24 protein-coding genes are annotated in these 21834 nt (G+C 73.0%); 15 read left to right on the forward strand and 9 right to left on the reverse strand.

Annotated features, from left to right (window positions below; translation table 11 throughout):
* On the forward strand, positions 1–290 hold a 290-nt coding region (locus BLT82_RS32065), incomplete at its 5' end, for a transposase (protein ID WP_208868105.1).
* On the opposite strand, the gene BLT82_RS32070 is transcribed toward BLT82_RS32065, so the two are convergent.
* Complete coding sequence (locus tag BLT82_RS32070; RefSeq protein WP_093661268.1) at positions 280–507, reverse strand: WhiB family transcriptional regulator; 228 nt, start codon at positions 505–507, stop codon at positions 280–282. The two genes, BLT82_RS32065 and BLT82_RS32070, sit on opposite strands and share 11 nt — an antisense overlap.
* A 226-nt stretch (positions 508–733) precedes the next feature.
* Between BLT82_RS32070 and BLT82_RS32075 the strand changes: the two genes are divergently transcribed.
* Both BLT82_RS32075 and BLT82_RS32080 read left to right on the forward strand, forming a co-directional pair.
* Complete coding sequence (locus BLT82_RS32075) at positions 734–1624, forward strand: sigma factor-like helix-turn-helix DNA-binding protein (protein WP_093661270.1); 891 nt, start codon at positions 734–736, stop codon at positions 1622–1624.
* 221 nt (positions 1625–1845) lie between these two features.
* Positions 1846–2388: a hypothetical protein gene (locus tag BLT82_RS32080; protein ID WP_093661272.1), complete on the forward strand. Its 543-nt coding sequence runs from the start codon at positions 1846–1848 to the stop codon at positions 2386–2388.
* Between the two features lie 130 nt (positions 2389–2518).
* On the opposite strand, the gene BLT82_RS32085 is transcribed toward BLT82_RS32080, so the two are convergent.
* Complete coding sequence (locus BLT82_RS32085; protein ID WP_093661274.1) at positions 2519–3484, reverse strand: pirin family protein; 966 nt, start codon at positions 3482–3484, stop codon at positions 2519–2521.
* Between the two features lie 145 nt (positions 3485–3629).
* Here BLT82_RS32085 and BLT82_RS32090 point away from each other — a divergent pair, with 145 nt between their 5' ends.
* Positions 3630–3980 carry a tetratricopeptide repeat protein gene (locus BLT82_RS32090; protein ID WP_093661276.1) on the forward strand — a complete coding sequence of 117 codons (351 nt, stop codon included), beginning with the start codon at positions 3630–3632 and terminating at the stop codon, positions 3978–3980.
* A 112-nt stretch (positions 3981–4092) separates the two neighbouring features.
* On the opposite strand, the gene BLT82_RS32095 is transcribed toward BLT82_RS32090, so the two are convergent.
* Positions 4093–5535 carry a dihydrolipoyl dehydrogenase family protein gene (locus BLT82_RS32095; protein WP_093661278.1) on the reverse strand — a complete coding sequence of 481 codons (1443 nt, stop codon included), beginning with the start codon at positions 5533–5535 and terminating at the stop codon, positions 4093–4095.
* Positions 5536–5686: 151 nt separating this feature from the next.
* Here BLT82_RS32095 and trxA point away from each other — a divergent pair, with 151 nt between their 5' ends.
* Complete coding sequence (trxA, locus tag BLT82_RS32100; RefSeq protein ID WP_093661280.1) at positions 5687–6067, forward strand: thioredoxin; 381 nt, start codon at positions 5687–5689, stop codon at positions 6065–6067.
* Between the two features lie 75 nt (positions 6068–6142).
* On the opposite strand, the gene BLT82_RS32105 is transcribed toward trxA, so the two are convergent.
* Complete coding sequence (locus tag BLT82_RS32105; protein WP_093661282.1) at positions 6143–6412, reverse strand: hypothetical protein; 270 nt, start codon at positions 6410–6412, stop codon at positions 6143–6145.
* Between the two features lie 524 nt (positions 6413–6936).
* On the opposite strand from BLT82_RS32105, the gene BLT82_RS38745 reads away from it, so the two are divergent.
* A complete protein-coding gene (locus BLT82_RS38745) occupies positions 6937–7290 on the forward strand; it encodes an alpha/beta fold hydrolase (protein ID WP_342029434.1) in 354 nt (117 codons plus the stop codon).
* 127 nt (positions 7291–7417) lie between these two features.
* On the forward strand, positions 7418–7585 hold the full coding sequence (locus BLT82_RS38750; protein ID WP_342029435.1) for a hypothetical protein: 168 nt from the start codon (positions 7418–7420) through the stop codon (positions 7583–7585).
* On the opposite strand, the gene BLT82_RS32115 is transcribed toward BLT82_RS38750, so the two are convergent.
* Complete coding sequence (locus tag BLT82_RS32115) at positions 7557–8426, reverse strand: TIGR02452 family protein (protein ID WP_093661284.1); 870 nt, start codon at positions 8424–8426, stop codon at positions 7557–7559. The genes BLT82_RS38750 and BLT82_RS32115 overlap by 29 nt on opposite strands.
* Before the next feature lie 164 nt (positions 8427–8590).
* On the opposite strand from BLT82_RS32115, the gene egtA reads away from it, so the two are divergent.
* The 4 genes from egtA to egtD are packed head-to-tail and all read left to right on the forward strand — an operon-like array spanning position 8591 to position 12883.
* Positions 8591–9859 (forward strand): ergothioneine biosynthesis glutamate--cysteine ligase EgtA, encoded by a 1269-nt coding sequence (gene egtA, locus BLT82_RS32120; RefSeq protein WP_093661286.1) that lies wholly within the window; start codon positions 8591–8593, stop codon positions 9857–9859.
* Positions 9856–11169 carry an ergothioneine biosynthesis protein EgtB gene (egtB, locus tag BLT82_RS32125; protein WP_093661288.1) on the forward strand — a complete coding sequence of 438 codons (1314 nt, stop codon included), beginning with the start codon at positions 9856–9858 and terminating at the stop codon, positions 11167–11169. The genes egtA and egtB overlap by 4 nt, the downstream gene beginning before the upstream one ends.
* The gene (gene egtC / locus BLT82_RS32130) at positions 11169–11924 is read left to right on the forward strand and encodes an ergothioneine biosynthesis protein EgtC (RefSeq protein WP_093661290.1); all 756 of its coding nucleotides are present in this window, start codon (positions 11169–11171) and stop codon (positions 11922–11924) included. The genes egtB and egtC overlap by 1 nt, the downstream gene beginning before the upstream one ends.
* On the forward strand, positions 11921–12883 hold the full coding sequence (gene egtD / locus BLT82_RS32135) for an L-histidine N(alpha)-methyltransferase (RefSeq protein ID WP_093661292.1): 963 nt from the start codon (positions 11921–11923) through the stop codon (positions 12881–12883). The genes egtC and egtD overlap by 4 nt, the downstream gene beginning before the upstream one ends.
* On the opposite strand, the gene BLT82_RS32140 is transcribed toward egtD, so the two are convergent.
* The 3 genes from BLT82_RS32140 to BLT82_RS32150 all read right to left on the reverse strand — a co-directional run bounded on the left by BLT82_RS32140 (position 12778) and on the right by BLT82_RS32150 (position 15986).
* Entirely contained in the window at positions 12778–13740 is a 963-nt protein-coding gene (locus BLT82_RS32140) for a lysophospholipid acyltransferase family protein (protein ID WP_093661294.1), read from the reverse strand. The two genes, egtD and BLT82_RS32140, sit on opposite strands and share 106 nt — an antisense overlap.
* The gene (locus tag BLT82_RS32145) at positions 13737–14513 is read right to left on the reverse strand and encodes a GNAT family N-acetyltransferase (protein WP_093661296.1); all 777 of its coding nucleotides are present in this window, start codon (positions 14511–14513) and stop codon (positions 13737–13739) included. The genes BLT82_RS32140 and BLT82_RS32145 overlap by 4 nt, the downstream gene beginning before the upstream one ends.
* Before the next feature lie 219 nt (positions 14514–14732).
* Complete coding sequence (locus BLT82_RS32150; protein ID WP_093661298.1) at positions 14733–15986, reverse strand: extracellular solute-binding protein; 1254 nt, start codon at positions 15984–15986, stop codon at positions 14733–14735.
* A gap of 197 nt (positions 15987–16183) precedes the next feature.
* Between BLT82_RS32150 and BLT82_RS32155 the strand changes: the two genes are divergently transcribed.
* Positions 16184–16408, forward strand: coding sequence for a dodecin (locus tag BLT82_RS32155; RefSeq protein WP_093661300.1), 225 nt, complete (start codon positions 16184–16186; stop codon positions 16406–16408).
* Positions 16409–16589: 181 nt separating this feature from the next.
* On the opposite strand, the gene BLT82_RS32160 is transcribed toward BLT82_RS32155, so the two are convergent.
* Positions 16590–17096: a phosphatase domain-containing protein gene (locus BLT82_RS32160; RefSeq protein WP_455431881.1), complete on the reverse strand. Its 507-nt coding sequence runs from the start codon at positions 17094–17096 to the stop codon at positions 16590–16592.
* A gap of 358 nt (positions 17097–17454) precedes the next feature.
* Here BLT82_RS32160 and BLT82_RS32165 point away from each other — a divergent pair, with 358 nt between their 5' ends.
* The 3 genes from BLT82_RS32165 to BLT82_RS32175 all read left to right on the forward strand — a co-directional run bounded on the left by BLT82_RS32165 (position 17455) and on the right by BLT82_RS32175 (position 21761).
* Complete coding sequence (locus tag BLT82_RS32165; protein WP_093661302.1) at positions 17455–18192, forward strand: SDR family oxidoreductase; 738 nt, start codon at positions 17455–17457, stop codon at positions 18190–18192.
* A 166-nt stretch (positions 18193–18358) separates the two neighbouring features.
* Entirely contained in the window at positions 18359–19381 is a 1023-nt protein-coding gene (locus BLT82_RS32170; RefSeq protein WP_093661304.1) for an MsnO8 family LLM class oxidoreductase, read from the forward strand.
* A 10-nt stretch (positions 19382–19391) separates the two neighbouring features.
* On the forward strand, positions 19392–21761 hold the full coding sequence (locus BLT82_RS32175; RefSeq protein WP_093661306.1) for an ATP-binding cassette domain-containing protein: 2370 nt from the start codon (positions 19392–19394) through the stop codon (positions 21759–21761).
* Positions 21762–21834 lie beyond the last annotated feature (73 nt).

Here is a 21834-nt window from a genome sequence, read left to right on the forward strand (position 1 = left end):
ATGACCTGCTGGCCTTCACGGCCTTCCCGCGTGAGATCTGGCGACAGATCTGGTCGAACAACCCGCAGGAGCGGCTGAACAAGGAGATCCGCCGCCGCACAGACGTGGTCGGCATCTTCCCCGACCGCACCGCCGTCATCCGGCTGGTCGGGGCGGTCCTGGCCGAGCAGAACGACGAGTGGACCGAAGCCCGCCGCTACATGGGCCGCGACCTGCTGGCCAAGGCCCGACTCCACCCGATCGAGTCAGAAAACAACGACACCCTCCTGCCCACCGAACTCACCGCATAGCCTCAAAACGAGATCGCCGAGTGGCCGTCGATACACCACTCCAACGGACGTGACCCCGCAGGGCCCACTCAAGACATTGCCGGGCAACGGGACAACGACGGCAGACGGCCTTCGCCTCAGCCGTCTGCATCAGTGTCGGGCCACTGTTTCCGCCGCCTATCGGGAAGAACAGATCAGGGTCTTCGCCTCGACACAATGCGTTCTGTCGCCAATTCACGAAGACCTCCTCGTCGAGGAATGCGCGTGGGAGCGCGAACTTTTCCGGTGCCGTACGAAACGTCCCGGCCTGTCGCAAGTGAGACCGAGTGGCCGGGACGTATGTGACACGGCGGTCCGCGTTCCCGCCAGGTGCTCCGCACCGGCCGGGGTCCGTCCCGGTCCGGCGGATGTCACAAGCGGCGCCGCTGCCCGGTCTGAATGACGAGCGGACGGGAGGATGCCGTATGGACCAGGACGATCACGCGGTGCCCCTCACGGAGCTGCTCGACGAGCGGCGGCAGCTGCTGGACGTCGCGCACTGGATGCTGGGAAGCAGGACCGAGGCCGAGAGCGTCGTGGACGAGACCTACCGGCGGTGGTACGGGCTGAGCGGTCCGGCGCGGGCGCGGATCGCGGGGCCGCGTGCCTGGCTCGTGCGGGTCACCGGAGGCATCTGTCTGGACCGGCTGGCCGTGCCCGGCCGTGGGCCGGTGGGCGCGGCCGGTGTCCGGCCGGGGACCGAGGCGGTGCCCGCGGATGCCGTGCTGGAGGAGGTGGACGAGGTACTGCTCGGCGCGCTGGACTCGCTGTCCCCGGAAGAGCGGGCGGCGTTCGTGCTCAACGACGTCTTCGGGATGGCGCCGGGCGCGGTCTCGGGCATCGTGGGGCAGCCGGAGCAGGAGTGCGCGGAACTGGTCCACCGGGCGCGGCGCAGCCTCCGGGCCCGGCGCCTGCAGCCCACGCCGCCGCGACAGCACGACCTGGTCGTCCGTGCCGTCCGCCAGGCCTGCCTGACGCAGGACGCGGCACTGCTGACGTCCCTGCTGGCGAGGGACGTCACCGCGTACTTCGACGGCGGCGGCAAGGTCCGCGCCCTGGACACACCGGTACGGGGAAGCCTGCAGGTCGCCCACAGCCTGCTGACGCTGCTCGCCGGGTGCCCGAACACCGCACTGCAGGCCCGGTCCGTCAACGGACGCACGGGACTGGTGGTGCGCTACGACCACGAGGTCGCCGCGGTCATCTGCCTCGACATCGCCGGGCGGCAGGTCATCCAGGTGTGGACCATCCTCAATCCCGACAAACTGCGCTCCTGGAACCGGCGGGGCGATGCGTCGTCACCGCCGGGCGGCTGACGGACCGCACTCCGCGGACGGTGTCGGTGGCGACGGGACCGCACGTCGTGGCACGCCACCCGCCTGTCCGGAACACGGTGGGACGCCCATTTCACCTGTGTTCCGTGCTGCGCCGCTGCGTATGATGTCCCCGGGGGGAAGCCCGTCCCGCCGCCGTGCCGCGTGGTACCGACGGTGCGCCGACAGGGACGCGACATCAGGGGTCGAGGTGAGAGGAACACATGGTCTCCGAAACCCACGTGCACAACGTCGAGCTCACCGCCGAGAGCCTTCAGGAGGACCTGGCCCGCCTCCGGGTCCAGAAGCAGGCGCTTGAGCGGGAGCTGGCCGCGGTCGTGGCGCATCTCGGTTCCGTCCAGCGTGCTCTGAGCGCCCTCCAGGCGCTGATGCTCGAACCGGCCGGTGCCACCTCGGCGTCCGCGGCACCGGAGACCGCCGCACCGTCCTCCGCAGCCACGGAAGTTGCGCCGAAGCCGACAGCGCGGGGCCGGCGGCCCAAGCGCCGCCAGGGGGCCGAGGAGGCGGCCGTCACGGCAGCCGCAGCGGACACCGACAGGCAGAGCGGGTACGGAAGGCTCACCGAGCAGATCCTGGAGTACTTCGCCACGGTGGGCGACGCGGACGTACGGGCACGCGATGTGGCCGCGGCCCTGGGGCGTGACACGGACAGTGGCACCATCAACGCGGTCCGCAGCACACTCGACCGTCTCGTCGGCTCCTCCCGCATCCGCCGGTCCGGCCGGGGCCTCTACCGCGCCGCATAGGGCGCGTCCTTGGGCGATCGGCAGACGCCCACACGGTGTTGTCCGCCGACAGTGTCGTCCGTGCGGCCGCCACGGGTGCCGCCCGCCCGTGGACCGCGGAACACGGGGACGGTGCGTCGCACCGTCCCCGTCAGCGCACCCGGCCCCGCGGCTTCAGCGGCACCGGCGGGAGGTCGGGCGCGGAGAGCCGGTCCCCGGCGTAACCGTGGACCTCGCCGAAGCGGGAGCCCTTCATCCAGTCGTCGCGCGCCGTCTCGATCTCCTCCTGCGAGCGGCCGATGAAGTTCCACCACATGATGAGCTCCTCCTCGAACGGCTCGCCGCCGAGGAGCATGAGGCCCGCGTCCGACTCGGCACGGACGGGCAGTTCGCTGCGGCCGCAGCCGAGGTAGAGCATCGAGCCGGGGAGCAGGGGCACGCCGTCGACATGAGCCTCGCCGGACATGGACAGCACGGCGTACTCGAAGTCCGGTACGAGCGGGATGCCGGTCTCGGTACCGCGGGCCAGGGCGAGGTCGGCGCCCACGATCGGTGTGTACGTGGACCCCGGCGAGACGGCGCCGTCGAGCTCGCCCAGGATGACCGTGGCGGTCAGGCCGGGGGCGGTGACGTGCGGGAGTTCGGCGTGGTGCTGGAAGTGGGGCTCCACGTGGCGGTGGGCGTCGGGCAGCGCGACCCACAGCTGGGCCCCGTGGAGGAAGCGGGCGTGGCTCTTCGGGCTCTCCTCGGAGTGGCTGATCGCGCGCCCCGACGTCATGAGCCCGAGCTCCCTCGGCCGGATCGTCTGCAGACTGCCGACGCTGTCCCGGTGCAGCACCTCTCCCTCGTGCAGCCAGCTCACGGTCTGCAGGCCCATGTGCGGGTGGGGAGGGACCTGCATGCCGGGCTCGTCGGCGATGTCGTCGGGTCCGTAGTGGTCGACGAAACACCAGGCACCGACCATCCGGCGGCCGAGGTTGGGCAGCAGCCGGCGGACCTCGGTGGACTCGCCGAGCGGGACACGGCGGGGGGTGAGGAGCTCACGCACCGGATCTGCGACGACGAAGCCCCTGCCGCCGCACACGGCGAGCGCAGCCTGACGATCAAGATTGCTCATGACGCCCAACCTAGTCCTGTGTGGTGCCGATGCGCCGCAGCGCGAGGATGTGGAATATTCAACCACTTTCTCGGGTTGACGGCCCCGCGGGGGGACGGAGACGCAGTCCGCGGACAGACCCGCAGGTGACGGAGAGGGAGATGAAATGAGCGACACCTACTACGAGTTCGGGACACCGGCGGAGCGCTGGGACCGAGCGCGGTTCTTCTTCGACGCCAAGGAGTACCTGACGGCCGCGCGGATCCTCGACGGCCTCGTCGCCGAGGCGCCGGAGCAGGTCGCCCCGAGGCTGCTGCTGGCCCGGGCCTATTACCACTCCGCGCGGCTCGGCAAGGCCGAGACCGAACTCGTCGCGGTGCTGGAGCGCGACCCCGTCGAGCACTACGCCCGTCTGATGCTGGGCCGCACACTGGAGCGGCAGGGCAGGCACGCCGAGGCCGCGCCGCATCTGCGGCTGGCGGCCGCGATGTCCGGGGACTTCCCCGGGGAGCGGTGAGGCGACAGCCGCCGCGCAACCGGCCGCACCCCGGTCCGCGGCGGTGCGGAAGGGCCGAGCGCCGGCCCCGGACGACGTCCGGGGCCGGCGCTCAACGCTGTCACGGACGCCGTCAGCCGCCTTGGCCGTCCCGGTACGCCTCCAGCAGGCGCAGCCAGACCTCGCTGATCGTCGGATACGAGGGCACCGCGTGCCACAGCCGGTCGATCGGCACTTCGCCGGCCACCGCGATGGTGGCCGAGTGGAGCAGTTCGCTGACGCCAGGGCCGACGAAGGTGACGCCGAGGAGGATCTCCCGGTCGAGGTCGACGACCATACGGGCGCGTCCGCGGTAGTTGTCGACGAACAGGCTCGCGCCCGCGACGGCGGCGATGTCCTTGTCCACGGCGCGGACCCGGTGCCCCGCTGCCTGCGCCTGGGCCAGTGACAGACCGACCGCGGCCGCCTCCGGGTCGGTGAACACCACCTGCGGGACGGCTTCGTGGTCGGCCGTCGCCGCGTGGGCGCCCCAGCGGTCCGTCTCGAGCAGCGGAGTGTGCCGGGCGCGCGCCGCGATCGCCGCTCCGGCGATCCGTGCCTGGTACTTGCCCTGATGGGTGAGAAGGGCGCGGTGATTGACGTCGCCGACCCCGTAGAGCCAGTCGTGGCCGTCCACCCGGCAGCTGTCGTCGACCGGGAGCCAGGAGCCGGGCTCCAGCCCCACCGTCTCCAGCCCGATGCCGTCGGTGCGCGGGGCGCGGCCGGTGGCGAACAGCACCTCGTCGGCCTCGACCAGCTCACCGTCGTCGAGGACGACGGTGACCGGACCACCGGAATCCGGCCGGTTGACCGCGGCCACACCCACTCCGGTCCGCACGGTCGCCCCGGCTTCGGTCAGCGATTCGGCCACGAGCTCGCCGACGAACGGCTCCATGCGCGGCAGCAGTCCTCCCCCGCGCACCAGCAGGGTCACCTGCGAACCGAGGCCCTGCCAGACGGTCGCCATCTCCACGCCGACGACTCCCCCGCCCACCACCACCAGCCGGTTCGGCGCCTCGTGCGCGCTCGTCGCCTCGCGGCTGGTCCATGCCCTGGCGCCGGTGAGGCCCGGGAGATCCGGCAGGACCGCGCGGCTGCCGGTGCACACGGCGACGGCGTGCCGAGCGGTCAGCACATGGCGCTCGCCCTCCGGTCCCTCGACGACGACCTTGCGCGGTCCGTGCAGCCGGCCCTGCCCTCGGTACAGCCGGGCGCCGATCCCGTCGAGCCAGGCGACTTGTCCGTCATCCTTCCAGTGCGAGGTCATCTCGTCGCGGTGGGCGAGGACGGCCTCCGTGTCGAGCGGTCCCTGCACCGCCTGGCGCACGCCGGGCACCTTGCGCGCGTCGGAGCGGGTGATCACGGGCCGCAGCAGGGCCTTGCTCGGCATGCACGCCCAGTACGAGCACTCACCGCCGACGAGTTCGCTCTCCACGACCGCCGTACTCAGACCCGCGGCCCGTGTGCGGTCCGCCACATTCTCGCCGGTCGGCCCGGCCCCCAGCACCACAACGTCGTACTCCACGGCTTCCGTCATACGGACAGTCTGGTGGCACGTGTGGGGGGCGGCCACATGGGCAGGCGGAATACGGCCGCACTCCGCGCCTGTTGTGGCGGACGTGCCTTCGCGCCGCGAGGGCGCCGGAGGGACGGGGCCGACCGGACATCCCAGGAAGAGGTAGTAAGCAATGAGCACTGTCGAGCTCACCAAGGAAAACTTCGATCAGGTCGTCTCCGAGAACGACTTCGTCCTGATCGACTTCTGGGCTTCCTGGTGCGGTCCGTGTCGCCAGTTCGCCCCGGTGTACGAGAGCGCGTCGGAGCGCCACGAGGACCTCGTCTTCGCGAAGGTCGACACGGAGGCGCAGCCGGAGCTGGCCGCGGCGTTCGACATCCGCTCCATCCCGACGCTGATGATCGTCCGGGACAACGTCGCGGTGTTCTCGCAGCCGGGCGCGCTGCCCGAGCCCGTCCTGGAGGACGTGATCGGCCAGGCGCGCGGGCTGGACATGGACGAGGTCCGCAAGTCCGTCGAGGACGCGCAGCAGAACGAGGCGAAGCAGCAGTAGTCGGCGGGGGTGCGCCCGGCCGCGAATAACGCGGACCGGGCGCACCTCGTTCCCGGATGCGGCCGGGGCCGCCCCTCAGTCCGGCTGCCAGTCCCTGACCAGCGCCGTGAGGCCGTAATCGAGCTCCGAGCCGTCCACGAGCAGCGCCTCCACCGTGCGCGTGTCGGGGTCGACGTCCGCCACGAGGCCGTGACCCGCATAGCGCGGATAGCCCGACGCCCCCAGTTCTCCGGTCATCTCGACAACGGCCGTGCGGACCGCGCTGTCCTCGACGGACGCGCCACCGCGGTCCTCGACGTGCTCCGGCACGAGCAGGATCTCGAAGCGCCGCGGAACAGTGCTCATGCCATGACGCTAGTCAGGCGCGGCCCGTCACGCATGTCAGGGCCCGTACGCCCGCCCGGTGCCGCACTGCGGTGACCGCGGTGACTCCCCTGTGCCGCACCGCCGGCGGCCCGCCCCGGCGCCCGTCGCCGATTCGCGCCGAGGCACCGCCGCCGCGACCGGTTCGCCGCGCTCCGGTGCGCCGCCCGGGTCCCGCACCGCACGGCCCATGGGGCCGGCAGGGGTACCGCCCGATCACCAGTCGATGCGCACGGTGCCCGGCCGCGGCAGCGGTTCGGGCCTCCGGTCGCCCGCCCCGATCACGGCAGTCGCCGGGGGCGGAGAGACGGCCTGAAGTGAGCGCAGCCGCTGCTCGCACGAGTAGGGGTTCGCCCGATCCGCGACGACCTGCGTCTTCCACCGCGTCGCGGTGGGCCCTCGGGCCCGCCCTTCGCCGAGCGGCGGAGGGGCACCGGCGGAAGGCGCGACTGCACACCCACACCTGGGGCGAGGGCGACCGCGTCACCCTGCTCGTCCACGGCATCATGGCCGACCACCGCACCCGGAGGAGGGTGGGGCCCGCGCTCGGCGGCCGGGGCTACCGGGTCGTCGCCGTCGATCTGCGCGGCCACGGCCTCAGCGGGCGGGCCGGCTCGTACACGGCACAGGACCATGCCGACGACCTGGCCGAGACCCTGCCGCGGGGCGCCGAGCTCGCCCTCGGGCACTCGCTCGGCGGGCTCACGCTGTCCCTCGCGGCGGAGCGGCTGGCTCCGCGGCGGGCCGTGTACGCCGAGCCCGCCTGGTACCTCGGGGTGCGGGAGAAGGGGACGGCTTCGACCCCGCCCATTTCGCCGAGCTCAAGTCGATCGCGACGCGTGACGTCGTCGAGATGCTGAACCGAGATGCCGAACCCGCGCTGGGAACGCGAGGACGTCGACGTCGAGCCGGAGGCCCTGGCCCTCTGGGACGAGTCGAGGGCTCGCCGGATCGGCCGGCCTGGATCTGCTGCCCGCGGAGCCGGTTGTGCCGTCGCTGGTCCAGCTCGCCGACACCAGTCTCCCGATGCCGCCGGAACGGGCGCGGGCGCTCGCCACCCGGGGCTTCGAACTCCGTACGGTCAAGGGCGCCGGGCACGCCCTGCACCGCGACGACTTCGACGGGTTCACGGCCTCGCTGGAGGGCTGGATCTGAGGGCGGGACCGGCCGCCGTGCCCTCCGGGAAGGCCTCCCGGAACGCCCCGAGCGTCCGCGCCTCCCGCGTCCGGTCCAGGACCGCGAAGACGATCTCGTCGAAGTGCCCGGAGAAGCGGCCGTTCCCGGTGAGCAGCGCCCTGAACGCGCCCGCGACCCGCGCCGGGTCGTTCCGGAAGACCCCGCAGCCCCAGGCGCCCAGGACGAGCCGCCGGTAGCCCGTCACCGCGGCGGTCTCCAGCACCCGCTCGGCCCGGGAGGCCAGGGCCGCCGGTATCCGGCCGGCCAGCTCCGGCGTGCGGGCGGTGATCACGCCCGCGTTGGGCGCGGGCGAGGTGAGGAACCCGACCGTGAACGGCGCGTCGAGGAGCCCGCCGCGCTCGTCCCGGAACACCGGCACGCCGGGCGAGTGGATCACCCGGTCGGAGTAGAAGGGGTTCCGGTCCGCACGGTGGTGGGCGTAGAAGCCGGGGACGGCCAGCAGCGTGGTGTAGAGCGCGGAGGCGCGGCACAGCGCTTCCTCCTGCGCCTGGGCGCCGTTGAGGTACCCGCCGCCGGGATTGCGGGCCGAGGCGAAGTTCAGGACCGCGACCGGACCGGCGTCCCGGACGGCCAGCCGCCTCGCGGCCGACAGGCTGCTCTCCCCGGTGACCTCGCTTAGGCTGAAACGGTCCGTGTCGGGGACCACCGGCACGGGCTCGGGCCCGAACATCCGTGTCCCCTCGACCGCGGCGGACAGACCCCCGCCGATCGTCACCGTGCGGCCGCCCGGTGCCCGGTAGCGACCTGCTTCGACGATCTCCTGGGTCTGCCGTGCGATCCCCCGCAATCGTGCACTCATGCCCGGAATCCTCAGTGATCAAGGAGGCGCCCCGCAAGCCGTTTTCGCCCCGCTCACCCCGCTCGGAGGCCGGGACCGACCCGCCTCAGGGGCACTCTTGTGCGAACCGCAGCGGTGGCATTAGGTGGACGGAACGCCTTCGAGTTCGACAGGAGGAGTCGATCATGGCAGCACCCGACCGCGGGGGCAGCGGCCCGCCGCTCTCCGAGGACGACGCCGAAGAACTGCTCCGATGTATCTGCTTCAAGACGGGCCCCCCTCGCACCGTCGGGGTGGAGCTGGAATGGCTCGTGCACGACCGGCACCTGCCGCACCTGCCCGTCGACGAGGCCCGTCTCGACCGGGCCTTCGCCGGACTCCGGGGCCTGGCCCTCGGTTCGGCGCTCACCTTCGAGCCGGGCGGGCAGCTGGAGCTCAGCTCGCCGCCCGCCGCGTCGCTGATGGAGTGCATCGACTCCACGGCGGCCGATCTGGCCTCCGTCCGGACCGCACTGGCCAGGTCCGGACTCACACTGACCGGTTTCGGTCACGATCCTTGGAACCCGCCCCGCCGGCTGCTGCGCGAGCCGCGGTACGACGCCATGGAGGCGTGCCTCGACCGGACCGGCCCCGCCGGCCGGTCCATGATGTGCTCCTCCGCGTCCGTGCAGGTGTGCCTGGACGCCGGGTACGAGGAGCCGGGCCCGCTCGGGCTCGGCCGCCGCTGGCAGTTGGCGCATCTGCTGGGGGCGGTGCTCGTCGCCGCCTTCGCCAACTCCCCGGCCGGAGCGGGCGGACCCACCGGCTGGCGCTCGACCCGGCAGTCGCTCTGGGCCGACCTGGACCCGGCGCGGGCCCTGGCGCCGCCCACGGGCGTGCCGCCACGCGACGCCTGGGCCGCCCACGTGCTCGACACGCCGGTGATGTGCATCCGCGCCGCCCGGGGGCCGTGGCCCGTCCCGGAGCGGCTGACGTTCCGGGAGTGGATACGGTCCGCGGAACCCCGGCCGCCCACCCGCGCCGACCTCGAGTACCACATGACCACGCTCTTCCCGCCGGTGCGCCCGCGCGGCCACCTCGAACTGCGCATGATCGACGCGCAGTCGGGAGAAGCGGGGTGGATGGTTCCGCTCGCCGTCACCACGGCGCTCTTCGACGACCCGGAAGCCGCCGAGACCGCGTACCGCACGGTCAAGCCGCTCGCGGAGACCGCCGGGCCCCTGCCCGCGCCCCGCAACCCCCTGTGGGTGAGCGCCGCGCGGAACGGGCTGACCGACCCCGAACTGCACGGTGCCGCCGTCAGCTGCTTTTCCGTCGCCCTGGAGGCGCTCCCCCGGCTGGGCGCCTCGCGAGTCGTACAGGACGCGGTCGCCGCGTTCCACGAACGCCATGTCCTGCCCGGCCGGTGTCCGGCCGACGACTTCTCGCTCCTCAGCAAGGAGACCAGCTCATGACCGAGACCCCGGTGGCCACCGACGACGTGCTCCGCAAGCGCGCCCTGGAGGCGCTGAACACGGCCCGGGCCCGAACCAGGCTGCTGACGGAGTGCGTCGACGACCGCGAACTCACCGCCCAGCACTCCCCCTTGATGTCTCCGCTCGTCTGGGACCTCGCGCACATCGGGAACCAGGAGGAGCAGTGGCTCCTGCGGGCCGTCGCCGGGCGGGACCCGATCCGGCCCGAGATCGACTCGGTGTACGACGCCTTCGAGCACCCGCGTGCCGAGCGCCCGACCCTGCCGTTGCTGTCCCCCGCCGAGTCCCGGACGTACGCCTCCGACATCCGCGGCCGGGTGCTGGACGTCCTGGAGGCGCACCCGCTGCACGGCAGCCCGCTCGTGGACTCCGCGTTCGCCTTCGGGATGATCGCGCAGCACGAGCAGCAGCACGACGAGACCATGCTCATCACCCACCAGCTGCGGCGCGGCCCTGCGGCGCTCGACGCGCCCGAGCCGCCCGGGGGCGGCACGGCCGGGCTGCCGGCCGAAGTGCTCGTGCCGGCGGGCCCGTTCACCATGGGCACCTCGGCCGAGCCGTGGGCCCTGGACAACGAGCGGCCCGCACACCACCGCCATGTGGACGCCTTCTTCATCGACACCACCCCCGTCACCAACGGCGCCTTCCAGGCGTTCGTCGCGGACGGCGGCTACACCGACGAGCGGTGGTGGGCGCCCGAGGGCTGGGACCAGATCCGCAGGCACGACATCGGCGCGCCGCTGTTCTGGCGGCACGAGGGCGGGCAGTGGCTGCGCCGCCGGTTCGGGGTGACCGAGCCGGTGCCCGAGGACGAGCCGGTGCTGCACGTCAGCTGGTACGAGGCGGACGCCTATGCGCGCTGGGCGGGCCGGCGGCTGCCGACGGAGGCGGAGTGGGAGAAGGCGGCGCGGCACGACCCCGCGTCCGGCCGTTCGCGCCGCTATCCGTGGGGCGACGAGGACCCGACGCCCGAGCGGGCCAATCTGGGGCAGCGCCATCTGCGGCCCGCGCCCGCCGGGGCGTATCCGGAGGGTGCTTCACCGCTCGGGGTACGGCAGTTGATAGGCGACGTCTGGGAGTGGACGGCCGGCGACTTCCTGCCCTACCCGGGATTCGCGCCGTTCCCGTACCGCGAGTACTCCGAGGTGTTCTTCGGTCCCGGGTACAAGGTGCTGCGGGGCGGCTCGTTCGCCGTGGACGCGGTGGCCTGCCGGGGCACGTTCCGCAACTGGGACCTTCCGGTGCGCCGGCAGATCTTCTCCGGGTTCCGTACCGCCCGGGACGCGTGATGTGCCGTCATATCGCCTTCCTCGGGGTGCCGACGGCGCTGGGCGAACTGCTGGTGAGGCCGCCGCACGCGCTGCTGCGGCAGTCCTGGGCGCCGCGCCGGCAGCGGTACGGGACGGTGAACGCGGACGGTTTTGGAGTGGGCTGGTACGCCGAGGGCGACCCGGTGCCGGCCCGCTACCGGCGTACCGGGCCGATGTGGGCCGATCCGTCCTTCGCCGATCTGGGCCGGGTGGTCCGCAGCGGGGCGCTGCTGGCCGCCGTCCGGGACGCGACGGAGGCCGGCGCGGACGGCGAGGCCGCGGCCGCCCCGTTCTCCGCCGGGCCCTGGCTGTTCAGCCACAACGGCGCCGTACGGGGCTGGCCCGGAAGCATGGCCGCGCTCGCGGCCGCACTGCCCGCGACGGAGCTCCTGTCGCTGGAGGCGCGCTGCGATTCCGCGCTGGTGTGGGCCATGGCGCTGCACCGGCTGCGGGACGGTGACGAGCCGGGCCAGGCCCTGGCCGACACCGTGCTCGACGTGGCCCGGGCCGCGCCGGACTCCCGGCTCAATCTGCTGCTGACCGACGGTGTGACGATCGCCGCGACCGCCTGGGGCGACACGCTCTGGTACCTGGCCGAGCCCGGCCGGGGCACGGTCGTGGCATCGGAGCCGTACGACGACGATCCCCGCTGGTGCGAGGTGCCCGACCGGGCGCTGCTCACGGCCACCCGCACCGATGTACTACTGACCCCGCTCAAGGAGCCGTCCGAGTGAGCCCGTTCCAGCTGACCCGCACCCTGCCCGAGGACGCCACGAGTGCCGCGCTGCGCGCCGATGTGCAGCACGGCCTGACCCGTACGCCCAAGGAGTTGCCGCCGAAGTGGTTCTACGACGCTCGCGGCAGTGGGCTGTTCGAGGAGATCACCCGGCTGCCCGAGTACTACCCGACGCGCGCGGAGCGGGAGATCATCTCCGGCCGGGCCCGGGACATCGCCGCCGCGACCGGCGCCCGCACCCTGGTGGAGCTCGGCTCCGGCTCCTCGGAGAAGACCCGTTTCCTGCTCGACGCCCTGCCGGAGCTGCACAGCTACGTCCCGGTGGACGTGAGCGAGAGCGCGCTGACCGGGGCCGGCGAGTCGCTTCTGGCGGACCGTCCCGGGCTCCATGTGCACGCGCTGATCGCGGACTTCACCCGCGTACTCGCCCTGCCGGACACCCCGGGTCCGCGGCTCGTCGCGTTCCTGGGCGGCACGATCGGCAATCTGCTGCCCGACGGGCGCGCGGAGTTCCTGCGGTCCGTGCGCGCGCTCCTCTCCCCCGGGGACGCGCTGCTGCTCGGTACGGACCTGGTGAAGGACGAGCGGGTGCTGGTGGCCGCGTACGACGACGCGGCAGGTGTCACGGCGGAGTTCAACAAGAACGTGCTCGCCGTGGTCAACCGGGAGCTGGGCGCGGACTTCCCCCTCGACGGCTTCGACCACGTCGCCGTCTGGAACGCGCGGGAGGAGTGGATCGAGATGCGTCTGCGCGCACGCGAGGCGGTGAATGTGAAGATCCGTGAGCTGGACCTCGTCGTGCCGTTCGAGTCGGGCGAGGAGATCCGCACGGAGGTGTCGGCGAAGTTCCGTCAGGAGGGGGTGCGTTCGGAGCTCGCGGCCGCCGGGATGAAGCTGACCGAGTGGTGGACGGACGCGGAGGGCAGATTCGCCCTGTCCCTGTCGACGGCGGTCTGAGCGGGAACCGCCCGCGGCCGGGGGAGTACCGGGTGCGGGGCGGCGGTGCCGTCGGGCGCCGCCGTCCCGCCGAGGGCACGCCGGGCGGCCAGGGCGAGTGTGCGCCGGTCGGGGTGGGCGCCGGCGGGGATCGGCGGCAGGACCGTGATCTCCGCGGTCAGCCCGGCGGTGGTCGCGACCCGCCAGAGCGAGGCGCCCAGCGCGTCGTCACCCACGAACGCGGCCGCCCCGAGCGGCCCGTAGGCGATCCGCACGGGTTGCACGTCCGCGCCCGCGTCGAGCGCCGCCTGGAACGCGGCGTGGCGGAAACGGCCCCACTCCCGGCCGCACCAGGTGGAGCCCTCGGGGAACACGATCACCCGCGAGCCGCGCAGGAGCGCGCCGGCCATCGCCCCGACGACCGCCGGGAGTTCCCGCAGGCGGTCGCGGTCCACGAACAGGGTTCCGCCGAGCCGGACGAGCGGGCCGAGCACGGGCCACAGCCGCACCTCGCGCTTGGCGAGCATCCGGCCGGGCAGGACCGAGGCGACGAGCGGGACGTCCAGCCACGAGATGTGGTTGGGGACGACGAGTGTCCCCGGCCCGGGCCGACCGGGCTCCCGCCGCCCGGGGACGGTGCCCGTCACCCGGATCCGTACACCGAAGGCCCGCATCACCGCGCGGCACCACGGGCCGACGAGACGGGCGCGGCCGGCCGGGCCCAGCGGGATCGCCACCGGGGCCAGCACGACGCCCGCGAGGACCACCACCATGCCGGCGGCCAGGCGGAGGACCGCGGTGGTCCGGCGCACGGTCGGCCACCGCCCGGTCGCGCAGTCGGCCGGCGTGCAGGGGGCGGTGGGCAGCCAGACGCTCATTTCACCGGCGCCAGGGAGAGGAAGTGGCGCAGGTAGCGGGGGTTGGTGCGGCGCAGCGACAGCAGGACGTAGAGGTCGGCGACGCCGAAGTCGGGGTCGTGGGCGGGCGCGCCGCAGATCCAGGCGCCGAGGCGGAGATAGCCGCGCAGCAGCGGCGGGAGCTCGGTACGGCCCTCGGGGCGGGCGATGCCGTCGGCGCTCCACAGCTTGTGCGGGGTGACCCAGTAGTCCTCCGGGGCGAGGTGCTTCGCCTTGACGGCGTCCCAGGTCGCGGCGGCGAGCGCGCCACCGTCGGCGAGCGGGACCGAGCAGCAGCCGGACAGCCAGGTGTGGCCGGTGCGCGTCATGTAGCGGGCGAGCCCGGCCCAGATGAGGGCGATGACGGCGCCGTTGCGGTGGGCGGGGTGGACGCAGGAGCGGCCCACCTCGACCAGGTCGTCGCGGATGGGGGCCAGCCGGGACAGGTCGAACTCGGTCTCGGAGTAGAGCCGGCCGGCGACCCGTGCACGCTCGGGCGGCAGCACCCGGTAGGTGCCGACGACCTCCCCGGTTTCCTCGTGGCGCACCAGGATGTGGTCGCAGTACGCGTCGAAGGCGTCGATGTCGAGCCCGGGTTCGGGACCTTCGAGACGGGCGCCCATCTCCCCGGCGAACACCTGGTGGCGCAGCCGCTGCGCGGCCCGTACGTCCTCCTGGTCACGGGCGAGCGACACCACGTAGCGGGGCTCGGCCGCAACGAGGGGGGCGGGGACGACGGCTGGCGATGCGGGCATGGCGGTCTCCTCTGCCGGAACGGTGGGACCGGGCCGCGCCTGCGGCGGTCCGGCCCCTAACTAATTCCGTGACCGGCTGGATTCGACATGACGGTGGCGCGGAGCGCGGATGTGCGCCAACTGAATGCCGGGAGACCTCGTGCGGGGCGGCTCCCCTTGCCCGCCCGCACCCGCGCCCGATCCCGTTCCCGCGCGCCCGCCGCGCGCCGCTCGCCGGGGTCAGCTGCCGGCGAGGGCGGCGGTGATGTGCTCGGAGGCGCTCCGGCCCGCTGTCGCGGGGTCCGCGCCGCCCAGCACCGCCGTCATGTACGGCTTGATGGGGTTGTCCGCCTCGACCTGGGCCCACTGCGGCGAGTTCGGCGTGGCACGCCCCTGCGCGGCGCCGGCGGCCATCGCTGCGGTGCCCTCCTGGCCCTCGATGACGGAGGCGAGGCCGGTCTTGTTGGGCACGTAGCTCATGGTCCTCGCAAGGTCGGTCTGCCAGCGTTCCCCCGCCAGCGCCTTGACCACCTCGATCGCGGCCGCGCGCTCCCCGGCCTTCACGGGGATGATCAGATCCGAACCGCCGGTGAACACGGAGCCCGGCTTCCCGGCGGTCTTCCCGGGGACGGGGAAGAAGCCGAGCCTGCCCTTGAGCGCCGGGTTCTCCTTCACGATGAGCGTGGCGGCGGACGGGGTCGCGATGATCTGGGCGACGTTCCCCCCGGCGAAGACGCCGGTCTGCGGCGGGGTCATCTCGTCGGCGTTCTCGGGCCCGTCCCCGAGGGCCTGCAGCTTCTTGTAGAACTTCATCCCGCGGACGGCGCCGGGCTCGTGCAGGGCGCCCTGCCAGACACCGCCCCGGTCGACGGCGAGGTCTCCGCCCTCGTCCCAGACGAACCCGGCGAGGGTGTACCAGTCCTGCCCGGACAGGTATATGCCCTGGTTTCCCTCGGTGTTGAGCCTCTCGGTGTCCTCGAGCCACTCGGCGCGGGTCCTCGGGGGGCGGCGGATCCCGGCCTCCTCGAAGAGGTCCTTGTTGTAGACGACGACGCGGTTGGCCGCGTACCAGGGAATCCCGTACTGCGTGCCGTGGATGCTGCCGGGCTCGGCGAGACCCGGCAGCCAGTCCTCGCTGCCGAGGTCGCGGATGGACTCCAGGGTGAGGTCGAGGAGCCCGTCGCTCTCGGCGTACTGGGCGACCTGGGTGTTGCCGACCTCGATGACGTCGGGGGCGTCTTCACTCTCCAGTGCCGTGAGGACCCGCTTCCCGATGCCGGTCCACTCCTGGAAGGTGACGTCCAGCCGGACGCCGGGGTGGGTCTGCTCGAACTCGGTGACGAAGCGTTCGAGGAAGTCCTCGGAGACGCTGTCCTTCATCAGCCAGACGGTGACCGTACGGTCGCCGGAACCGCCGCCCGGAAGAAGCCCGCAGCCCGTGAGGGCGGTTGCGGACACGGCGGCGACGGCACCGGCCAGGAAACGGTTCATCACGTGGGTCACCTTCTGCGTGAGGGCACGGGGAAGTGAACACGACGTGGGGGGAACGAACAGGGTTCGCGACGGTTGCGTGTGGCTGGGATTTTGGTCTGGACCAAGTTCGGGGGTCAAGCCCCGCTGTCTCGCGGAGCGGGACGGGCTGGGGCACGGTGGAGTGGTCCAGCGACACGGCTGAGAGGAGAACGGCCCTCATGTCCCACCACACCTACCGGGTCACCGAGATCGTCGGCACTTCGCACGAGGGCGTCGACCAGGCCATCCGGAACGGCATCGCCCGCGCCGGGCAGACGCTGCGCGGCCTCGACTGGTTCGAGGTCACGCAGGTGCGCGGCAACATCGCGAACGGCGAGATCGAGCACTTTCAGGTCGGCCTGAAGGTCGGATTCCGGCTCGAGGACGCGGAGGGCGCGGGCTGACTCCTGCACCCGAACGGCCGTACGGGACCCTGCCGATCCACGGCACCCGCGCCGCCCGGAACCGGGTGTGTGAAACGCACCACGCGGGGCGGGCGAGGACGCGCCGTACCGTCCGCCGCGCGAAGCACCGGCGCGACGGACCGGACACTGCCGGCGCGACACCGGCGGCGCCGCACCACCGTCAGGTGCGGCCTTCCGTCTGCTGGGCGACGCGCATCGCCGTGGAGGTCGTGGCCCAGCGGGCGCGCACGACACGGAAGCCCGCGCGTTCCGCCGCGTCGCAGACGAGTTCGTCGTCGTCGACGAGCATGCGGATCTCGCGGGTCCGTTCGAGACGTCGCAGGATCTCCAGCTTGGTCGTACGGGCCGGGCGACGGTCGTCGTCGCGGCGCATCCAGATGCGGCCGAGGGGCAGCCCGTGGCGCTCCAGCCAGGCCACGGTGTCCGGACGGCAGCGCTCGGGCCGACCGGTCAGGTACATGACCTCGCAGGCCTCCGCGGACTCCGCGACCAGCCGCAGCCCCTCCGTGAGGGGCGTGTCGTCGGGCGCCGCGGCGAAGAATCCGGCCCAGTCGCGCGGCCTGCGCTCCAGGAAGTGCTGCCGGTGGCCGGTTTCGGCGAGGGTCCCGTCCAGGTCGAACACCGCGAGCGGCCTGCCGCCCCGGATCGTCTGCGTCTGCTGCGTCACGGGCCCCAGGTTACGGCCCGCCGAGGGCCGCGAGCCGTCGGGACGGTTTGGGCGCCCGCCTGTCCTTGCGCCGCGCCCGCTGTCCGCGCTGCTCCGCCGCACCGCGGGGCGTACCGTGGTCGAAGGCGACGGGCCCGGCCCGGTACGCCCGCACAGCGCCGCGCACCGTGGCCTGCGGTGCCGACGGGCATACGGCGCCGGCGTGCGCCCCATGAGCGAGGGACGGCCGGGGACAACGTCCGGGCGCCCGATGCCCATTCGCCTCGCCGCAGGTCGATCGCTCACAACAGGCAGTTCGGTTCCGGCCGTTGTCGTCGTCGGTGACTCGGGAACGCGTACGGCCGACGAAAGGTGTGCCATGAAGTTCACAGTCCTGGGTGCAAGCGGGCTGATCGGCTCGCAGTCGGTCGAGCGGCTCAAGGCCGCCGGGCACGACGTCGTGCCCGCCACCCGCTCCACCGGGGTCGACGTGGTCAGCGGCAAAGGTCTGAGGGAGGCGTTCTCCGGATCCGACGTGGTGATCAACCTGACGAACTCACCCGCGTTCGACGCTTCCTCCATCGACTTCTTCGAGACGTCGACGGAGACCGTCGGGGCCGCGGCGGCGGAGGCCGGTGTACGCCATCTGGTGATTCTCTCGATCGTAGGCGTGGACCGGGTGCCCCAGCTCGACTACTACCGGGCCAAGACCGCGCAGGAGAACGTCCTCGCGCGCGGGTCCACGCCGTACTCGATCGTGCGCGCGACGCAGTTCTTCGAGTTCGTCGAGGCGATCATGTCCTGGACGACGGACGGCGGTGTCGTCCGGCTGCCTCCCACCCCCCTGCAGCCGATCGCCGCCTCCGACGTGTCCGCGGCGGTCGCGGGCGCCGCCTCCGGCACGCCGCTGCAGGGCATCCGCAACGTCGGTGGCCCCGAGGTGTTCCCGCTGGACGAGCTGGGACGGATCACTCTGGCCGCGCGGCCCGACGGCCGCAGCGTGGTGACCGACGACCAGGCCGGTCCGTTCGCGCTGGTGGCGGGGGACGTACTCGTCGCGCCGGACGACTCCGACCTCGGCCCGACGTACTACGGGGACTGGCTCGGGCGCCGGTAGGTGCTGCTCGCGGCGCCGGTGGGTGATGCATCCGGCGGCGGCTGCTGCTTACGGCGCCCTCGAACACTGCCGCCGGGGCCGCTGCCGGACCGGAGATCCGCACGCGGAGGCTCGCGCAGCCGGACCGGACCGGGAATCCTCAGGTCGTCGGCATGTTGAACCATGTATGAGCTCAGTGATCGCCTCGACCCGCTTCTCGGTCCTCGACCGCTCCCGTACCCGGGAGGGCCGCGACGCCCCCCAGGCGCTGCGGGACACCGTGCGGCTGGCGCTGCAGGTGGAGGAGCTGGGCTTCCACCGCTTCTGGGTCTCCGAGCACCATGGCGTACCGGGCGTCGCGGGCTCCGCGCCGACCGTGCTGGCCGCCGCCGTGGCCGCGGCGACCTCCACGATCCGGGTCGGCACGGGCGGGGTGATGCTGCCCAACCATCAACCGCTCGTGGTGGCCGAGCAGTTCGGGGTGCTGGAGTCGCTGTTCCCGGGACGCATCGACATGGGGCTCGGCCGCTCGGTGGGCTTCACCGACGGGGTCCGCCGTGCGCTCGGCCGGGAGAAGCACGACGCCGAGGACTTCGGGCAGCAGCTGGCCGAGTTGCTGGGCTGGTTCGAGGGGACGCGTCCGGACGTGCACGCCCGCCCTTCGGAGGGGCTGCGGGTGCCGCCCTTCGTGCTGGCCACGGGCGAGGGCGCGGCCGTCGCGGCCGCGGCCGGGACACCGCTGGTGATCGGCGACCTCAGGGGCCGGGAACGGTTGCTGGCCGCGATCGACCGCTACCGCGCCGGATTCCGGCCGTCGCCGTGGGCCGCGGAGCCGTACGTCGTCGTGGCCGGCACCGTCGCGGTCGCGGAGACCGAGGAGGAGGCGCGGCGGCTGCTCGTACCGGAGGCATGGGCGATGGCACACGCCCGCACCCGCGGCACCTTCCCGCCGCTCGCGCCCGCCGAGCGGATCGAGGCCATGACCATGACGGAGAAGGAGCGCGGCCTGCACGAGCCGGGTCTGCGAGGACACATCCACGGCACGGAGGACCAGGTCAGGGACGCCCTGGAGAAGGCCATCCAGGACACCGGAGCCGACGAGGTGCTGGTGACGACGAGCACGTACGACCGCGCGGCGCTGCTCGACTCCTTCCGCCGCCTCGCGCACATAGCGGATCTGACCAGCGGAAACGCCAAGGCGGCCGCCTAGACTTCCCGGTATGCACGGCCCTGACGACCCCCGGAACCGCCCCACCGACGCCTTCGTCCGCGTCCGAGCCGCCCGTGAGCACAACCTCAAGGGCGTCGACGTCGACATCCCCCGGGACACGCTCACGGTCTTCACCGGAGTGTCCGGCTCCGGCAAGTCCTCACTCGCCTTCGGCACGATCTACGCCGAGGCCCAGCGGCGCTACCTCGAGTCGGTCGCCCCGTACGCCCGACGGCTGATCCACCAGGTGGGGGCGCCGAAGGTAGGGGAGATCGACGGGCTGCCGCCGGCCGTCTCCCTCGAACAGCGCCGCTCCTCCCCCACCTCGCGCTCCTCCGTCGGTACGGTCACGACGCTCTCGAACTCGCTGCGGATGCTGTTCTCGCGGGCCGGTACCCACCCGCCGGGCGCGCCCCGCCTCGACTCGGACGCGTTCTCGCCGAACACCGCCGCCGGGGCCTGTCCCGAGTGCCACGGCCTGGGGCGGATCCACCGCACCGACGAGGACCTGCTGGTGCCCGACGCCTCCCTGTCGCTGCGGGAGGGCGCCATCGCCGCCTGGCCGGGTGCCTGGCAGGGCAAGAACCTGCGCGATGTACTGGACGCACTGGGGTACGACGTCGACCGGCCGTGGCGGGAGCTGAGCCGGGAGGACCGCGACTGGATCCTGTTCACCGACGAGCAGCCGGTGGTGACGGTGCATCCGGTGCGCGAGGCGGGCCGTATCCAGCGCCCGTACCAGGGCACGTACATGAGCGCCAGGCGGTACGTCATGCGCACCTTCGCCGACTCCAGGAGTCCGGCGCTCCGCGCGAAGGCGGAGCGCTTTCTGAGGAGCGTGCCGTGTCCGGTCTGCGGGGGCGGCCGGCTGCGGCCGGAGGCACTGGCGGTGACCTTCGCCGGCCGGACCATCGCCGAGCTTGCGGCGCTGCCGCTGACCGAGCTGGCCGAGGCGCTGGGGGCCGGCCCGGGCGATGAAACGGCGCGTGCCCTCACAGCGGATCTGCTGGCCAGGATCGGGACGGTGACCGAGCTGGGACTCGGCTATCTGAGCCTGGACCGGACCGCTCCCACGCTCTCGGCGGGCGAGCTGCAGCGGCTGCGGCTGGCCACCCAGCTGCGGTCCGGTCTCTTCGGGGTCGTGTACGTGCTCGACGAGCCCTCCGCGGGTCTCCACCCGGCCGACGCCGAGGCGCTGCTCGCCGTGCTGAACCGGCTCAAGGCGGCGGGCAACACGGTCTTCGTGGTCGAGCACCATCTCGAAGTGGTGCGGAACGCGGACTGGCTGGTGGAGTTGGGGCCGCGGGCCGGTGAGCACGGCGGCCGGGTTCTCCACAGCGGGCCGCCGGAGCAGCTGGCCGGCGTGGCCGAGTCGGCGACGCGCCGCTTCCTCTTCGACCGGACGCCGATGCCGGCGCGGGCTCCGCGCGAACCGGCGGGCGAGCTGCTGCTGGGGCCCGTCACCCGCCACAACCTGCGCGGGCTGACGACGCGGCTGCCGCTCGGAGTGCTCACCGCCGTCACCGGTGTGTCGGGTTCCGGCAAGTCGACACTGGTCGGCGCCATCACCGACGAACTCCCCGGTGTGGAACGGCTGGTGACGGTGGACCAGAAGCCGATCGGACGTACGCCCCGGTCGAATCTCGCCACGTACACCGGGCTCTTCGACGTCGTCCGCAAGCTGTTCGCGGCCACCGGTGAGGCGCGGGCGCGCGGCTACGGTGCCGGGCGCTTCTCGTTCAACGTGGCGGGCGGGCGGTGCGAGACCTGTCAGGGAGAGGGCTTCGTCTCGGTCGAACTGCTCTTCCTGCCCAGCACGTACGCTCCCTGCCCGGACTGCCGCGGAGCCCGCTACAAGCCGGAGACTCTGGAGGTGCGGTACGAGGGCCGGAACATCGCCGAGGTCCTCGACCTCACCGTGGAGCAGGCCGGGGAGGCGTTCGCCGACACGCCCGCCGCCGCACGGAGCCTCCGGGCGCTGCTCGACGTCGGTCTCGGCTACCTGCGGCTCGGCCAGCCCGCGACGGAGCTGTCCGGCGGCGAGGCGCAGCGCATCAAGCTCGCCACGGAACTCCAGCGGCTGCGCCGCGGTCACACGCTGTACGTCCTGGACGAGCCGACGACCGGGCTGCATCCGGCCGATGTGGAGGTGCTGATGCGGCAGTTGCACGGCCTGGTGGACGCGGGGCACTCGGTGGTCGTCGTCGAGCACGACATGGACGTGGTCGCCGAGGCCGACTGGGTGGTCGATCTGGGACCGGGCGGCGGGGACGAGGGCGGCCTGATCGTCGCCGACGGCACCCCGGCCGAGGTGGCGCGGGCGGCGGGGAGCCGCACCGCGCCGTATCTGGCCCGTGCCCTCGGCCGGTCCCCCGTCTGACGCACGGCCGCGACGGAGCCCCGCAACCGGACGGGCGGCGGGGCGAAGGCCCCGGGCGCGGCGGCCGGCGCGC

The organism is Streptomyces wuyuanensis (assembly GCF_900103455.1).
In the GTDB taxonomy this organism is placed as follows: domain Bacteria; phylum Actinomycetota; class Actinomycetes; order Streptomycetales; family Streptomycetaceae; genus Streptomyces; species Streptomyces wuyuanensis.

Bases quoted from the DNA above. Each gene is read 5' to 3' on its own strand.
- BLT82_RS32075 (WP_093661270.1), top strand. From the start codon at position 734: ATGGACCAGGACGATCACGCGGTGCCCCTCACGGAGCTGCTCGACGAG.
- BLT82_RS32080 (WP_093661272.1), top strand. From the start codon at position 1,846: ATGGTCTCCGAAACCCACGTGCACAACGTCGAGCTCACCGCCGAGAGC.
- BLT82_RS32085 (WP_093661274.1), bottom strand. From the start codon at position 3,484: ATGAGCAATCTTGATCGTCAGGCTGCGCTCGCCGTGTGCGGCGGCAGG.
- BLT82_RS32090 (WP_093661276.1), top strand. From the start codon at position 3,630: ATGAGCGACACCTACTACGAGTTCGGGACACCGGCGGAGCGCTGGGAC.
- BLT82_RS32095 (WP_093661278.1), bottom strand. From the start codon at position 5,535: ATGACGGAAGCCGTGGAGTACGACGTTGTGGTGCTGGGGGCCGGGCCG.
- trxA (WP_093661280.1), top strand. From the start codon at position 5,687: ATGAGCACTGTCGAGCTCACCAAGGAAAACTTCGATCAGGTCGTCTCC.
- BLT82_RS32105 (WP_093661282.1), bottom strand. From the start codon at position 6,412: ATGAGCACTGTTCCGCGGCGCTTCGAGATCCTGCTCGTGCCGGAGCAC.
- BLT82_RS38745 (WP_342029434.1), top strand. From the start codon at position 6,937: ATGGCCGACCACCGCACCCGGAGGAGGGTGGGGCCCGCGCTCGGCGGC.
- BLT82_RS32115 (WP_093661284.1), bottom strand. From the start codon at position 8,426: ATGAGTGCACGATTGCGGGGGATCGCACGGCAGACCCAGGAGATCGTC.
- egtA (WP_093661286.1), top strand. From the start codon at position 8,591: ATGGCAGCACCCGACCGCGGGGGCAGCGGCCCGCCGCTCTCCGAGGAC.
- egtB (WP_093661288.1), top strand. From the start codon at position 9,856: ATGACCGAGACCCCGGTGGCCACCGACGACGTGCTCCGCAAGCGCGCC.
- egtC (WP_093661290.1), top strand. From the start codon at position 11,169: ATGTGCCGTCATATCGCCTTCCTCGGGGTGCCGACGGCGCTGGGCGAA.
- BLT82_RS32140 (WP_093661294.1), bottom strand. From the start codon at position 13,740: ATGAGCGTCTGGCTGCCCACCGCCCCCTGCACGCCGGCCGACTGCGCG.
- BLT82_RS32145 (WP_093661296.1), bottom strand. From the start codon at position 14,513: ATGCCCGCATCGCCAGCCGTCGTCCCCGCCCCCCTCGTTGCGGCCGAG.
- BLT82_RS32155 (WP_093661300.1), top strand. From the start codon at position 16,184: ATGTCCCACCACACCTACCGGGTCACCGAGATCGTCGGCACTTCGCAC.
- BLT82_RS32165 (WP_093661302.1), top strand. From the start codon at position 17,455: ATGAAGTTCACAGTCCTGGGTGCAAGCGGGCTGATCGGCTCGCAGTCG.
- BLT82_RS32170 (WP_093661304.1), top strand. From the start codon at position 18,359: ATGAGCTCAGTGATCGCCTCGACCCGCTTCTCGGTCCTCGACCGCTCC.
- BLT82_RS32175 (WP_093661306.1), top strand. From the start codon at position 19,392: ATGCACGGCCCTGACGACCCCCGGAACCGCCCCACCGACGCCTTCGTC.